Origin of the sequence: Pseudorhodoferax soli (genome assembly GCF_003337555.1) — a bacterium.
Lineage (GTDB): Bacteria > Pseudomonadota > Gammaproteobacteria > Burkholderiales > Burkholderiaceae_C > Pseudorhodoferax > Pseudorhodoferax soli.
On sequence record NZ_QPJK01000002.1, the window covers coordinates 80,756 to 94,742 of the forward strand.

A 13,987-nucleotide genomic window follows, 5' to 3' on the forward strand; every position below is an offset into this window, starting at 1 on the left:
GAAACATTTCCCCAAGTCTCAGGGCCAGAGCCACCTGCGGCGTCAACTGCAGTGTGGCAAGGCAAAGCCGAGCATTATAGCCCGGATCTTCGGGAGAGGAAGCTTGCCGAGGTGATCGCGACTGTCGCTGCCGCCAGGCCGAACACGCCGGCTGCCGCCGGCTGGATGCCGAACCACCAGCCTGGCCCCACAAAACCCGTCCAGCCGCGCACCACGGGATGGTGGGCCAGCATGTAGCCAAGCGTCACGCCGGCACCGGCCAGCATGCCGGCCACCACGCCCGCGCGCGAAGTGCGGCGCCAGAGGATGCCAGCCACCAGCGCCGGAAAGAAGGTCGAGGCCGCCAGCGAAAACGAGGCCGTGACGAGGTAGAGGATGTCAGCCGAGCGCCAGGCCGCCACATAGGCGGCCGCCAGCGCCACCATCAGCAGCGCGAACTTGGAGAACACCACGCTGTAGATCGCCCCCACGCGCCGACGGCCGCTCTGCAGGTACAGGTCGTGCGCGAAGGCATTGCCCATGGTCAGCAGCAGGCCGTCGGCCGTGGACAGCGCCGCCGCCAGGCCGCCGGCCGCCACCAGGCCGGCGATGACATAGGGCAGCCCGCCGATCTCCGGCGTGGCCAGCATGATGATGTCTGCGCCCAGGCGGATCTCGGCGAACTGCAGGATGCGGTCGCCATTCACGTCCGCGACCGAGACCAGTGCAGGGTCGACGCGCGCCCACTGCGCGATCCAGGCCGGCAGGTCGTCGAAGCTCTTGCCCACCAGTTCGCTGAGCACCTCGTGCTTGACCAGCACCGCCAGCGCCGGCGCCGCGATGTAGAGCAGCGAGATGAACAGCAGCGACCAGGCCACCGAACTGCGCGCGCCCGCGACCGAGGGCGTGGTGAAGAAGCGCGTGAGCAGGTGCGGGAGGCCCGCCGTGCCCAGCATCAGGCACAGCATCAGCGCGAGGAAGTTGAGCCGCGCCGTCGAGAAGGCGGCGCGCTCGGCCGGCGTGCCGTCGGGGCGGCCACCGAAGGGTGTGGCCATCGGCGCCACGCCGCCCAGCGCACGCGCGCGCTCGTGCATTTCCGCCATGGCGCGTGTCCAGCGTTCGCGCGCGGCTTGCTCGGTCGGGGGCAGCGCATTCAGCGCGCGGCTCGCTTCGCGCAACTCGGCATCGGACGCGCTGGCCGCGCGCAGCTGTTGCAGGCGCTGCTGCGCGTGCAGGCGCTCGCGGGTGAGCGCGGCCGGCACGTCGCGCAACAGGGCCTCGTAGGCGGCAGCGCGGCGCGCGAATTCGGCCAGCACGGCCCGCTCGGCCGGCGCGGCGGCCAGCTCGGCCTCGCGCACGGCGATCTGGCCCAGCTGTGGCCCATAGACGAAGGGCGCCGCCGGATTGCCCAGCTGCTTGTAGGCCAGCCAGGACACCGGGATCAGGAAGGCCAGGATCAGGATCACGTACTGCGCCACCTGGGTCCATGTCACGGCCCGCATGCCGCCCAGGAAGCTGCACACCAGCACACCACCCAGTCCGAGCAGGATGCCGATCTCGAACTGCACGCCGGTCAGGCGCGAGGCGATCAGGCCCACGCCGTAGATCTGCGCCACGACATAGGTGAAGGAGCACAGCACCGCCGCCAGCGCCGCCAGCACGCGCGGCCAGCGACCGCCAAAGCGCTGGGCGAAGTAGTCGGGCACGGTGTAGATCTCGGCGCGGCGCAGGGCCGGCGCGATCAGCAGCGCCACCAGGCAGAAGCCACCGGTCCAGCCGAGGATGTAGGCCAGGCCGCCGGCCTGGCCGGGCATCCCAGAGAAGCCCTGTAGGTAAAGCCCGCCGGCCAGGCTGATGAAGGAGGCCGCACTCATCCAGTCCGCCGCCGTTGCCATGCCGTTGTAGATGGGCGGCACGCTGCGGCCCGCGACGTAGTACTCGCGTGCGTCCGAGGTGCGGCAGAAGATGCCGATGCCCGCGTACAGCGCCAGGCTGGAGAACAGGAAGATCGCGCCGATCCAGGGACGCGGCAGCCCGCCGCGTTCGGCCAGCGCCATCGCGGCCAGAAAGGCCAGCAGGCACAGCACGTAGAGGCCGAAGATGCGGTGCAGCCGGCCATGCGCGCCGGGCGCAGCGTCTTCTCTGCCGCGCCCGGCCCGCGCGTGGATCGCCACGATGGCGATGAAGCCGAACACGGCGCCCTGCGCGCAGAGCCAGTAGTTCAGCGGCCAGCCGGCGACGGTGGTGTCGAGGTCGCGGGCGAACCAGGCCGGCCCGAAAGCCAGCAGCGCCCACAGCAACAACAGCAGACCTCGCAGCAATCCGTCTCCTCCTCGTCACCGCGTCGCGCCGCGGCCGTCCTCATCGAAAAGGGGCGCCCGAAGGCGCCCCGATGGTGCAGCGCGATGGCCTGGCGTCTCAGCGCGCCAATTGCTGCCAGGTCGCCACCACCGTGTCCGGGTTCAGCGAGATCGACTCGATGCCCTGATCGGCCAGCCACTGCGCGAAGTCCGGATGGTCGCTGGGGCCTTGGCCACAGATGCCCACGTACTTGCCCTTGGACTTGCAGGCCTCGATGGCGCGCTTGAGCATGGCCTGCACGGCCGGGTCACGCTCGTCGAAGTCGGCGGCCAGGAGTTCCAGGCCGGAATCGCGGTCCAGGCCCAGCGTGAGCTGGGTCAGGTCGTTGGAGCCGATCGAGAAGCCGTCGAAGTACTCCAGGAACTCGTCGGCCAGGATGGCGTTGCTGGGCACCTCGCACATCATGATGACCTTGAGATCGTCCTGCCCGCGCTTCAGGCCGTGCACGGCCAGCAGCTCGGTCACGCGGGCGGCCTGCTTCAGCGTGCGCACGAAGGGCACCATGACCTGCACGTTGGACAGGCCCATGTCGTTGCGCACGCGCTTCAAGGCCTGGCATTCCATCGCGAAGGCCTCGCCGAACTCGGCGCTGATGTAACGCGCCGCGCCGCGGAAGCCCAGCATGGGATTCTCTTCCTCGGGCTCGTAGCGGCTGCCGCCGATCAGCTTGCGGTATTCGTTGGACTTGAAGTCCGACAGGCGCACGATCACCGGCTTGGGCCAGAACGCCGCGGCGATGGTGGCCACGCCCTCGGCCACCTTGTCGACGTAGAAGGCGCGCGGCGAGGCATGGCCGCGGGCCACCGACTCGACGGCCTTCTTGAGGTCGGCATCGACGTTCGGATAGTCCAGGATGGCCTTGGGGTGCACGCCGATGTTGTTGTTGATGATGAACTCCAGGCGCGCAAGGCCGACACCGGCGTTGGGCAACTGGCAGAAGTCGAAGGCCAGTTGCGGGTTGCCCACGTTCATCATGATCTTGGTCTTGATCTCGGGCATGGTGCCGCGCTCGACCTCGGTGATCTCGGTCTCGAGCAGGCCGTCGTAGATGCGGCCGGTGTCGCCCTCGGCGCAGCTGACCGTCACCAGCGTGTCGGTCTTCAGGCGCTCGGTCGCGTCACCGCAGCCGACCACGGCCGGGATGCCGAGTTCGCGCGCGATGATCGCCGCGTGGCAGGTGCGGCCACCGCGGTTGGTCACGATGGCGCTGGCGCGCTTCATCACCGGCTCCCAGTTCGGGTCGGTCATGTCGGTCACCAGCACGTCGCCGGGCTGCACCTCGTCCATCTGGCTGATGTTGTGGACCAGGCGGACCGGGCCGGTTCCGATCTTCTGGCCGATGGCACGGCCCTCGGCCAGCACGGCGCTGCGGCCCTTGAGCTTGTAGCGCTGCTCGGCCTTGCCGGCCTGCTGGCTCTTCACCGTCTCCGGACGGGCCTGCAGGATGTAGAGGTGGCCGTCGGTGCCGTCCTTGCCCCACTCGATGTCCATCGGGCGGCCGTAGTGCTCCTCGATCACGAGGGCGTAGCGGGCCAGTTCCTCGACCTCGGCATCGGTCAGCGAATAGCGGTTGCGCAACTCGGTCGGCACGTCCACGGTCTTGACCAGCTTGCCACTGGCCTTCTTCTCTTCGGGTGTGGCGAAGACCATCTGGATCAGCTTGCTGCCCAGGTTGCGGCGGATCACGGCCTTCTTGCCGGCCTTGAGCATGGGCTTGTGGGCATAGAACTCGTCGGGGTTCACGGCGCCCTGCACCACCGTCTCGCCCAGGCCGTAGCTGGAGGTGATGAACACCACCTGGTCGAAGCCGGATTCGGTGTCGATCGTGAACATGACGCCAGCCGCGCCCAGGTCGGAACGCACCATGCGCTGGACCCCGGCCGACAGGGCCACCACGTCGTGGGCGAAGCCCTTGTGCACCCGGTAGCTGATGGCGCGGTCGTTGTAGAGGGAGGCGAAGACCTCCTTCATCTTGTGCAGCACGTCTTCGATGCCGACAACGTTCAGGAAGGTTTCCTGCTGGCCGGCGAACGAGGCGTCGGGCAAATCTTCGGCGGTGGCGGACGAACGCACGGCGAAGCTGGCCTGGTCGTTGCCGGCCGAGAGCTTGGCGAAGGCGTCACGTACACCCTTTTCCAGGTCGGCGGGGAAGGGTTGGGCTTCGATCCAGCCGCGGATCTCGGCGCCGGCCACCGCGAGCGCGCGCACGTCCTCGATGTCCAGCGTGGCCAGACGCTGGGCGATGCGCTGGGTCAGGCCTTCGTGCGCGAGGAATTCGCGGAAGGCATGGGCGGTGGTCGCGAAGCCCGTGGGCACGCGCACGCCCTGGGGCAGTTGCGAGATCATTTCGCCGAGCGAGGCGTTCTTGCCGCCAACCGACTCGACGTCGTCCATTCTCAGGTTCTCAAACGGTACGACCAGGGCGGTCGGCTCAAAGAGTGCAGACATGGGAAAGCTCCAAAGGTTGAAAAACCGTCTGCACGCCGCCCGCAGGACACCCCGCCGTCAGCAACGTCGTCCATGCCGGCGGCGCAACGTCGTTGTCGTTGCTGTGTGTGCGCGCACCACATGGTGAAAATCTGGGACATTGGGCCGGCATTGTAGGGGCGAGGCCACGGCCGGTGTGTAGGCCCAGTTCCTGCAAAATGGCCACGCAGTACCAGGAGCACCTATGACGACCCGCACCGTATTCTTCATTTCCGACGGCACGGGCATCACCGCCGAAACCTTCGGCAACGCCATCCTGGCGCAGTTCGACATGACCTCGCGCCACGTGCGTTTGCCCTTCATCGACACCATCGACAAGGCCCACCAGGCAGTGCGCCAGATCAACCACACGGCCGAGGTCGAGAACCGCAAGCCGCTGGTGTTCACGACCATCGTCAACGTGGAGGTGCTGCAGTTCTTCGAGCAGCACTGCAACGGCATGCTGCTGGACATGTTCGGCACCTTCGTGCGGCCGCTGGAGGTGGAGCTGGGCATCAAGTCGCACCACCGCGTGGGCCGCTTCAGCGACATCAGCAAGAGCCAGGCCTACAACGACCGCATCGCCGCGATCAACTTCTCGCTGGAGCACGACGACGGCCAGAGCGACCGCGACCTGCAGCAGTCCGACGTGATCCTGGTCGGCGTGAGCCGCAGCGGCAAGACGCCGACGTCCCTCTACCTGGCCATGCAGTACGGGCTCAAGGCCTCCAACTACCCGCTGATCCCCGAAGACTTCGACCGCAACCACCTGCCGCCGGCGCTGGTGCCCCACCGCGCCAAGCTGTTCGGCTTGACCATCAACCCCGAGCGGCTTTCGGAGATCCGCAACGAGCGCCGCCCCAACTCGCGCTATGCGTCCCTGGAGAACTGCCGCATGGAGGTGGCCGCGGCCGAATCCATGATGCGGCGCAGCGGCATCCGCTGGCTCAGCACCACGACCAAGTCGATCGAGGAGATCGCCACCACCATCCTGCAGGAGGTGCGGCCGGAGCGGCTCACCTATTGAGCCACCCGGCGCGCTGCCCGCTCAGGCCGCGACCGGGGCCGGGCTGCGGATCAGGTGATCGAAGGCGCTGAGTGCCGCCTTGGCCCCCTCGCCCGCGGCGATGACGATCTGCTTGTAAGGCGTGGTTGTCGCGTCACCGGCCGCGAACACGCCCGGCACCGAGGTCTGGCCGCGCGCGTCGACGATGATCTCGCCGTACTTGGACAGCTCCACCGTGCCCTTGAGCCACTCGGTGTTGGGCACCAGGCCGATCTGCACGAACACCCCTTCCAGCGCCACCAGGTGCTCGGCACCGGTCGCACGGTCCTTGTAGCGCAAGCCGTTGACCTTGCCCTCGGCCCCGGTGATCTCCGTCGTCTGGGCGTTGGTGTGCACGGTCACGTTCGGCAGGCTCAGCAGCTTGCGCACCAGCACCGCGTCGGCCTTGAGCTGGTCGGCGAACTCGACCAGCGTCACGTGGCTCACGATGCCGGCCAGGTCGATCGCCGCCTCGACACCCGAGTTGCCACCGCCGATGACCGACACGCGCTTGCCCTTGAACAGCGGGCCGTCGCAGTGCGGGCAGTAGGCCACGCCCTTGTTGCGGTACTCGGCCTCGCCCGGCACGTTCACGTTGCGCCAGCGCGCGCCCGTGGACAGGATCACGGTCCTTGACTTCAACACCCCGCCGTTGGCCAGATGCACCTCGACCAGGCCGCCGGGCTCGGTGGCCGGCACCAGCTTGTCGGCGCGCTGCAGGTTCATGATGTCCACGTCGTAGGCACGCACGTGGGCCTCCAGGTTGGCCGCGAACTTGGGGCCGTCGGTCTCGACGATGGAGATGTAGTTCTCGATGCCCAGCGTGTCGTTGACCTGGCCGCCGAAGCGCTCGGCCGCCACGCCGGTGCGGATGCCCTTGCGGGCCGCGTACACGGCAGCGGCGGCGCCGGCCGGGCCACCGCCCACGATCAGCACCTCGTAGGGGTCCTTGGCCGACAGCTTGGCCGCATCGCGCGCGGCCGCGCCGGTGTCGAGCTTGGCGACGATCTCTTCCAGCGTCGTGTGGCCGGAGTGGAACATCTCACCGTTCAGGAACACCATGGGCACGGCCATGATCTCGCGGTCGTTGACCTCCTGCTGGAAAGCGCCGCCTTCGATGACGGTCGTCTTCACGCGCGGGTTCAGCACCGCCATCAGCGACAGGGCCTGCACCACGTCCGGGCAGTTGTGGCAGGTCAGGCTCATGTAGACCTCGAACTGGTAGTCGCCATCAAGCGCCTTGACCTGATCGATCACATCCTGCTCGACCTTGGGCGGGTGGCCGCCGGTCCACAGCAGCGCCAGCACCAGCGAGGTGAACTCGTGCCCCAGCGGCAGGCCTGCAAACCGCAGTTGGCTGTCCGTGCCGGTGCGCTGCACGCTGAACGAGGGCTTGCGCGCATCCGCGCCGTCCAGGCGCAGCGTGATCTTGTCGCTGCGCAGGCTCTGGACCGTTTCCAGCAGGCTGCGCATGTCGCGCGAGGTCTCGCTGTCGTCCAGGGAAGCCACCAGTTCGAACGGCTGCGTGACGCGCTCCAGGTAGGCGCCGAGCTGGGTCTTGAGTTGGTCGTCGAGCATGGTGGATTCCTTTCAATATGGAGTTATTTGGGGATCGAACGGGCAAAAAAAAGCCGGACGGCATGGCGGATGGCCGCCATGACGCTGTCCGGCTGGTGGGCGCAGCATGCGCCCTGCCGTTGCCGGTTGTTTAGATCTTGCCGACCAGGTCGAGCGAAGGCGTCAGCGTCTTGGCGCCTTCCTTCCACTTGGCCGGGCACACCTGGCCAGGGTTCGCGGCGGTGAACTGGGCGGCCTTCAGCTTGCGCAGGGTTTCCGACACGTCACGGGCGATTTCGTTGGAGTGGATTTCCATCGTCTTGATCACGCCATCGGGGTTGATCACAAAGGTGCCGCGCAGCGCCAGGCCTTCTTCGGGGATGTGCACGCCGAAGGCGTTGGTCAGCTGGTGCGTCGGGTCGCCGACGAGCGGGAACTTGGCCTTGCCGACGGCGTCGGAGGTTTCGTGCCAGACCTTGTGCGAGAAGTGCGTGTCGGTGGTCACGATGTAGACCTCGGCGCCGGCCTTCTGGAATTCGGCGTAGTTCTCGGCAGCGTCTTCGATCTCGGTCGGGCAGTTGAACGTGAAGGCTGCCGGCATGAAGATCAGGACGGACCACTTGCCCTTCAGCGTCGCTTCGGTCACTTCGATGAACTCGCCCTTGCCGGCGCGGTTCACGAAGGCGGTGGTCTTGAAGGGTTGGACTTGCGTGTTGATCAAAGACATGTTGTTCCTATGGAAGGCGGTTGAGAAATCGCGAAGCCCGAACTTTAACCCTCGCCCCCGGGCCAAGACCAATCGTTTGGCGATATGGCCTGCATTGAAAAAGCCAATGCCCGCGCACTGTTGTGCCACCGCCTGAGCAAGAACGCCTATCAATGTCAGCCGCAGCCACACCGCAAACACGGGGCCATTGCCTGGTGCTGCTTTTGGCGAAACAGGACAATGCGCGGCTTGATCCCCATCACGGCAGCATAAGAAAGGAACCCCCATGCAAGGCGACCCCCAAGTCATCGCACATTTGCAGGCGCAACTCAAGAACGAGCTGACCGCCATCAACCAGTATTTCCTGCACTACCGCATGCTCAAGCACTGGGGCCTGACCCGGCTTGCCAAGAAGGAATATGAGGAGTCCATCGGCGAGATGAAGCACGCCGACAAGCTCATGGACCGCATCTTCATGCTGGACGGCCTGCCCAACCTGCAGGACCTGGGCAAGCTGATGGTCGGCGAGGACGTGCCCGAACTGCTGAATTGCGACCTGAAGATGGAGTACGGCGCCCAGGCCACCATCAAGGACGGCATCGCCCACTGCGAGACCGTTCGCGACTACGTCTCGCGCGATCTGCTGCAAGGCATCCTGGACGACACCGAGGAACACATCGACTTTCTGGAGACCCAGATCGACCTGGTCACACGGGTCGGCTTGCAGAACTACCTGCAAAGCCAGATGGGCGAGCTCGAGTAACACGCGCCTGGCGCTCTCGGTTGCAACGGCGGGGTTCTCCCCGCCGTTTTTCATTGGCGCCAGGGCTTTACCGCAGCGCCACATGCCGGCAACACAATCCACATCGGATGCGGGTTCCAAGCCGGCATACTCGCGCGCTACTGTCTGTAACAATTTCAGTCGCACCTTGCCCTCCACCCGAAAATCTCTCTGGCCGCGCCTGACCGGCCTTGTGGCAGCCGTCGCCCTGCTCGCAGGCGGCAGCTACCTCAGCTGGAAGACCTGGTTCCAGGCCGCCGACCCGCGCGACCAATACCAGATCGTCAGCGTGCAGCGCGGGGACATCGAGGACCTGGTCACCGCCACGGGCACGCTGCAGCCGCGGGACTACGTGGACGTGGGCGCCCAGGTGAGCGGTCAGCTCAAGAAGATCCATGTGGAGGTGGGCTCCATCGTGCAGCAGGGCGACCTGCTGGCCGAGATCGACCCCACGGTGCTGCTGGCCAACGTGGACGCCAGCCGCGCCGGCCTGCGCAACCTGCAGGCCAACCTGCTGGTGCGCGAGGCCGCCCTGGTGCTGGCACGTGACCAGCACCTGCGCCAGAAGAACCTGATGGCGGCCGACGCCACCACCGTCGAGGCGCTGCGCACGGCCGAGAACAACCTGCGCTCGGCCGAAGCCCAGCTGGCGGCGCAGAAGGCCTCGATCGAGCAGACCCAGTCCACCCTGCGCGCCAGCGAGGCCAATCTCAACTACGCGCGCATCTACGCGCCGATCTCGGGCGCCGTGGTCTCCGTCACGGCGCGCCAGGGCCAGACGCTCAACGCCAACCAATCCGCGCCCATCCTCCTGCGCGTGGCCGATTTGTCGACCATGACGGTGCAGACCCAGGTCTCCGAGGCCGACGTGGGCCGGCTGCGCGTGACGATGCCGGTGTACTTCACGACGCTGGGCAGCCAGGGCCAGCGCTGGTATGGCCAGCTGCGCAAGGTGGAGCCCACGCCCACCGTGACCAACAACGTGGTGCTCTACAACGCGCTGTTCGACGTGCCCAACGCCGACCAGCGGCTCATGACCTCGATGACGGCCCAGGTGTTCTTCATCGCGGCCCAGGCGCAGGGCACGCTGCTGGTGCCGGCCGGCGCCGTGCAGACCCAGCCGCGCGGCCCGCGCCGCCAGGGCGGGCCGGCTGGCGCGGCATCGGGCGCCGCAGCTGCGGCCTCGGGCGCGCCGCAGCCGGCCACGAGCGTGCCGGCCGAGCCCTGGCAGGCCGAGCGTGAGCGGCGGCGCGCCGACATGGCCCACATGAGCGACGAACAGCGCCGGCGCGCACGCGAGAGTGGCGACCCCAGCCCCCGCCCGCCCCCCAAGGCCGATGCACCGCCGGCCGAGCGCGTGGCCGCCGTGCGTGCGCCGGACCAGGCCGCCGAAGCCGTCAACCGCGGCCTGTTCACGGGCCCGACCGGCATGCCGCAACGCGGACCGCGCCAGGCCACGGTGCGGGTGATCGACGCCGAAGGCCGCATCGAGGAGCGCCGGGTGGAGATCGGCATCGGCAACCGCGTGCAGGTGCAGGTCCTGTCGGGCCTGGCCGAGGGCGACGAAGTAATCGCCGGCCAGCGCCAGCCCGCCGGCGCGGCCTCTGGCGCGCGTGGCGGCCAGGGCGCCGGCCAGCAACGCTCCGGCCTGCAGGGCGGTGGCGGCATGCCCATCATGCCGCCCGGAGGCCCGCGCTGATGAAGCCGGCGGAAGACCCGGCGCTGGCGCCGGCGGCCTTCCCGCCGGGCGCGCCGCTGATCGAGCTCAGGGGTGTCACCAAGACCTACGCCAGCGGCGATCTCGCGGTGCAGGTGCTGCACGGCATCGACCTGACGATCCGTGAAGGCGAATTCGTCGCCATCATGGGGGCCTCCGGTTCGGGCAAGTCCACGCTCATGAACATCCTGGGTTGCCTGGACCGGCCGACCACGGGCAGCTACCACTTCCTGGGCCGCGATGTCTCGCAGCTCTCGCGCGACGAACTCGCACTGCTGCGCCGCGACGACTTCGGCTTCGTGTTTCAAAGCTATAACCTGATCGCAACGGCCAGCGCGGCCGAGAATGTCGAGGTGCCGGCCATGTACTCCGGCATGCCGGCAACACAGCGCCATGCGCACGCGCTGGAACTGCTGGACGGCCTGGGGCTGGGCGCGCGCCACCACCACCGGCCGAACCAGCTGTCGGGCGGGCAGCAGCAGCGCGTGTCGATCGCGCGCGCCCTCATGAACGGCGGGCGCATCATCCTGGCCGACGAGCCTACGGGGGCGCTGGACAGCAAGAGCGGCGCCGACGTGATGGTCCTGCTGGCCCAGCTGTCGGCCCAGGGCCACACGGTGATCCTGATCACCCATGCGCGCGAGGTGGCCGAACACGCGCACCGGCTCATCGAGATCAAGGACGGCCACATCCTGTCGGACAGCGGCACGGCCCACCGACCGCCCGAGACCACCGCCTTCACGCCGCAGCCCCACCGCGGCGGCGGCTCCTTCCTGGGCGATGTGGTCGAGGCCGCCAAGATGGCGCTGCGCTCGCTGCGCGCCAACGTCTTCCGCTCGGTGCTGACGCTGCTGGGCATCGTGATCGGGGTGGGTTCGGTGATCGCCATGCTGGCCATCGGCGACGGCGCCAAGCAGGCCGTCATCGACCGCATCAGTGCCATGGGCTCGAACCTGCTGCTGGTGCGGCCGGGCGCGCCCAACCAGCGCGGATTCAACAACACGGCCACGCTGGTGCTGTCCGATGTCTATGCCATCGACACGCTGCCCAATGTGCTGGCGGCCGTGCCGGAGCAGACCAGCACGGCCACGCTGCGGCGCTCTGGCGCGGACTACAGCACCACCGTGAACGGCACCTCGGCCAAGTTCCCACTGGCGCGGCAATGGCCGGTGGCGCAGGGCACCTTTTTCAGCGAGGAGGACGACCGGACCTACGCCAAGGTGGCGGTGCTGGGGCAGACCGTGGCCAATGCCCTGTTCGCCGACGGCATCGACCCGGTGGGCCAGTACGTGCTGATCAACAACCTGATCCTGCAGGTGGTGGGCGTGATGTCCGAGCGCGGCGCCTCGCCCACGGGCGCTGACCAGGACGACGTGGTGTTCCTGCCCTATGCCACGAGCAGCCTGCGGCTGTCGGGCCAGCGCTTCCTGCGCAACGTGACGGTGGCGGTGGACGATGTGGCACGCATCGACGACACCCAGGCCGATGTGGAGAAGCTGCTGCTCGAGCGCCACGGCGTGGTGGACTTCCAGATCCGCAACATGGCTTCGATCCTGGAGGCCAGCGCGCAGACGCAGAACACCATGACCATGCTGCTCGGCTCGATCGCCGCCATCTCGCTGCTGGTGGGCGGCATCGGCGTCATGAACATCATGCTGGTGTCGGTGACCGAGCGCACGCGGGAGATCGGCATCCGCATGGCCACGGGCGCGCGCGAGCGCAACATCCTGCAACAGTTCCTGATCGAGGCGGTGGTGGTCTCCGCGCTGGGCGGCGCCATCGGCGTGGCCGGCGGGCTCGTTACCGCGTCCATCATCGCGGCCTTCGACACGCCGATCCAGTACTCGCTCGCGCCGGTGCTGCTGGCCTTCGGCTGCGCATTCGCCACCGGCCTGGTGTTCGGCTGGCTGCCTGCGCGCAAGGCCGCGCGGCTGGACCCGGTCGTGGCCCTGTCTTCCGAATGAGTTGTCTCTTTATGCTTTCTCCGCCCTTTCGACGCATCGCCTTCGCTGCCCTGCTCGCCCTCATGGCAGCCGGCTGCGCCGTGCCGCCGGTCGAGCCGCCGCGCGTGGCACCGGCCGCGCCGCCCCAGTTTTCCGAAGCGCCGGCTGGCCTGCAGGCGCTGCAGCCCGATTGGTGGAACAGCTTTGCCGCGCCCGAACTCGCGGCGCTGGTCGAGCAGGCGCTGGCCGGCAGCACCGATCTGGCGATCGCGGCCGAACGCGTACGCCAGGCCGAGCTGGCGGCGCGCAACGCCGGCGCCTCGCTGTTCCCCTCGCTCTCGGGCGGGGCCAGCACGGCCGACCGCTACACCGACCCTTCGGGCGCCAGTGGCAGCAGTGCACGATCCTCGGGGGTGTCGCTCTCGGCCAGCTACGAGATCGACCTGTGGGGGAGGCTCGCCGCCAACGTGGACAGCGCGCAGGCCGCGCTGAGCGGCAGCCGCTACGACCTGCAGACAGCGCGCCTGTCGGTCAGCAGCGCCGTGGCCAATGCCTACTTCCAGGTGCTGGCGCTGCGCGTTCGGCAGGCGATCGCGCAAGAGAACCTGGCCATCGCCGAGCGTGTGTTCCGCATCGTGCAGGCACGCTACGAGAACGGCGCGGCCTCGGCGCTGGACCTGTCGCGCCAGCGCACCACGGTGCTGAGCCAGCGCGCCACCATCGAGCCGCTGCAGGTGCAGCAGCGCCAGGCACTCACCGCGCTGGCCGTGCTGGTGGGCCGTGCGCCGCAGGGCTTCGCGGTGGCCGGCATGCCGCTGGACGCGCTGGCCGTGCCGGCCGTGGCGCCGGGTCTGCCGTCCGACCTGCTGCTGCGCCGCCCTGACCTGGCCAGCGCCGAGGCCGCCCTGCAATCGGCCGACGCCGATGTGGCCGCGGCCCGCGCGGCGCTGCTGCCCAGCATCCAGCTGTCGGGCTCGACCGGCCTGGCCAGCAGCGCCCTGCTGTCGCTGGCGAACCCGAGCTTCAGCCTGGGCCTCACAGGCTCGATTGCGCAGACGCTGTTCGACGGCGGCCGCCTGCGCAACCAGGTGCTGCTGAACGAATCGCAACGCCGCGTGCTGGTGGAGAACTACCGCGCATCCATCCACAGCGCGCTCAAGGAGGTGGAGGACAGCCTCTCCAACATCGCGCGCAACCGCAGCCAGGAGCAGTCGCAACTGGCGATCCGCGACGAGGCCCAGCGCTCGCTGCGGCTGGCCGAACTGCGCTACCGCGAAGGCGTGGAAGACCTGCTCAGCACGCTGGATGCACAGCGCACGCTGTTCTCGGCCCAGGACAGCCTGGCCCAGCAGCGGCTGGCGCGGCTGACCTCCGCGGTGGACCTCTACAAGGCACTGGGCGGCGGCTGGGTTCGGCCAGAACTGTGAGGCGT

General features: G+C 68.3%; 9 protein-coding genes. 5 read left to right on the plus strand and 4 right to left on the minus strand.

Going from position 1 to position 13,987, the window contains the following annotated elements:
- Positions 1-74: 74 nt before the first annotated feature.
- Complete coding sequence (locus DES41_RS06995; protein WP_114466937.1) at positions 75-2,300, minus strand: VC_2705 family sodium/solute symporter; 2,226 nt, start codon at positions 2,298-2,300, stop codon at positions 75-77.
- 97 nt (positions 2,301-2,397) lie between these two features.
- On the minus strand, positions 2,398-4,788 hold the full coding sequence (ppsA, locus tag DES41_RS07000) for a phosphoenolpyruvate synthase (RefSeq protein ID WP_114466938.1): 2,391 nt from the start codon (positions 4,786-4,788) through the stop codon (positions 2,398-2,400).
- Between the two features lie 223 nt (positions 4,789-5,011).
- On the opposite strand from ppsA, the gene ppsR reads away from it, so the two are divergent.
- Positions 5,012-5,833 (plus strand): posphoenolpyruvate synthetase regulatory kinase/phosphorylase PpsR, encoded by an 822-nt coding sequence (gene ppsR / locus DES41_RS07005; RefSeq protein WP_114466939.1) that lies wholly within the window; start codon positions 5,012-5,014, stop codon positions 5,831-5,833.
- Positions 5,834-5,854: 21 nt separating this feature from the next.
- Here ppsR and ahpF read toward each other — a convergent pair whose 3' ends face one another.
- Together ahpF and ahpC are read right to left on the minus strand one after the other, a co-directional pair.
- Complete coding sequence (ahpF, locus tag DES41_RS07010; RefSeq protein ID WP_114466940.1) at positions 5,855-7,429, minus strand: alkyl hydroperoxide reductase subunit F; 1,575 nt, start codon at positions 7,427-7,429, stop codon at positions 5,855-5,857.
- Positions 7,430-7,559: 130 nt separating this feature from the next.
- Positions 7,560-8,135, minus strand: coding sequence for an alkyl hydroperoxide reductase subunit C (gene ahpC / locus DES41_RS07015; protein WP_114466941.1), 576 nt, complete (start codon positions 8,133-8,135; stop codon positions 7,560-7,562).
- Between the two features lie 265 nt (positions 8,136-8,400).
- Here ahpC and bfr point away from each other — a divergent pair, with 265 nt between their 5' ends.
- The 4 genes from bfr (at position 8,401) to DES41_RS07035 (ending at position 13,982) form a co-directional block, all read left to right on the plus strand.
- On the plus strand, positions 8,401-8,877 hold the full coding sequence (gene bfr, locus DES41_RS07020; RefSeq protein ID WP_114466942.1) for a bacterioferritin: 477 nt from the start codon (positions 8,401-8,403) through the stop codon (positions 8,875-8,877).
- A 211-nt stretch (positions 8,878-9,088) separates the two neighbouring features.
- Positions 9,089-10,594: an efflux RND transporter periplasmic adaptor subunit gene (locus DES41_RS07025; RefSeq protein ID WP_245965608.1), complete on the plus strand. Its 1,506-nt coding sequence runs from the start codon at positions 9,089-9,091 to the stop codon at positions 10,592-10,594.
- Positions 10,594-12,576, plus strand: coding sequence for a MacB family efflux pump subunit (locus tag DES41_RS07030; RefSeq protein ID WP_114466944.1), 1,983 nt, complete (start codon positions 10,594-10,596; stop codon positions 12,574-12,576). The genes DES41_RS07025 and DES41_RS07030 overlap by 1 nt, the downstream gene beginning before the upstream one ends.
- A gap of 11 nt (positions 12,577-12,587) precedes the next feature.
- Entirely contained in the window at positions 12,588-13,982 is a 1,395-nt protein-coding gene (locus DES41_RS07035; protein ID WP_114466945.1) for an efflux transporter outer membrane subunit, read from the plus strand.
- Positions 13,983-13,987 lie beyond the last annotated feature (5 nt).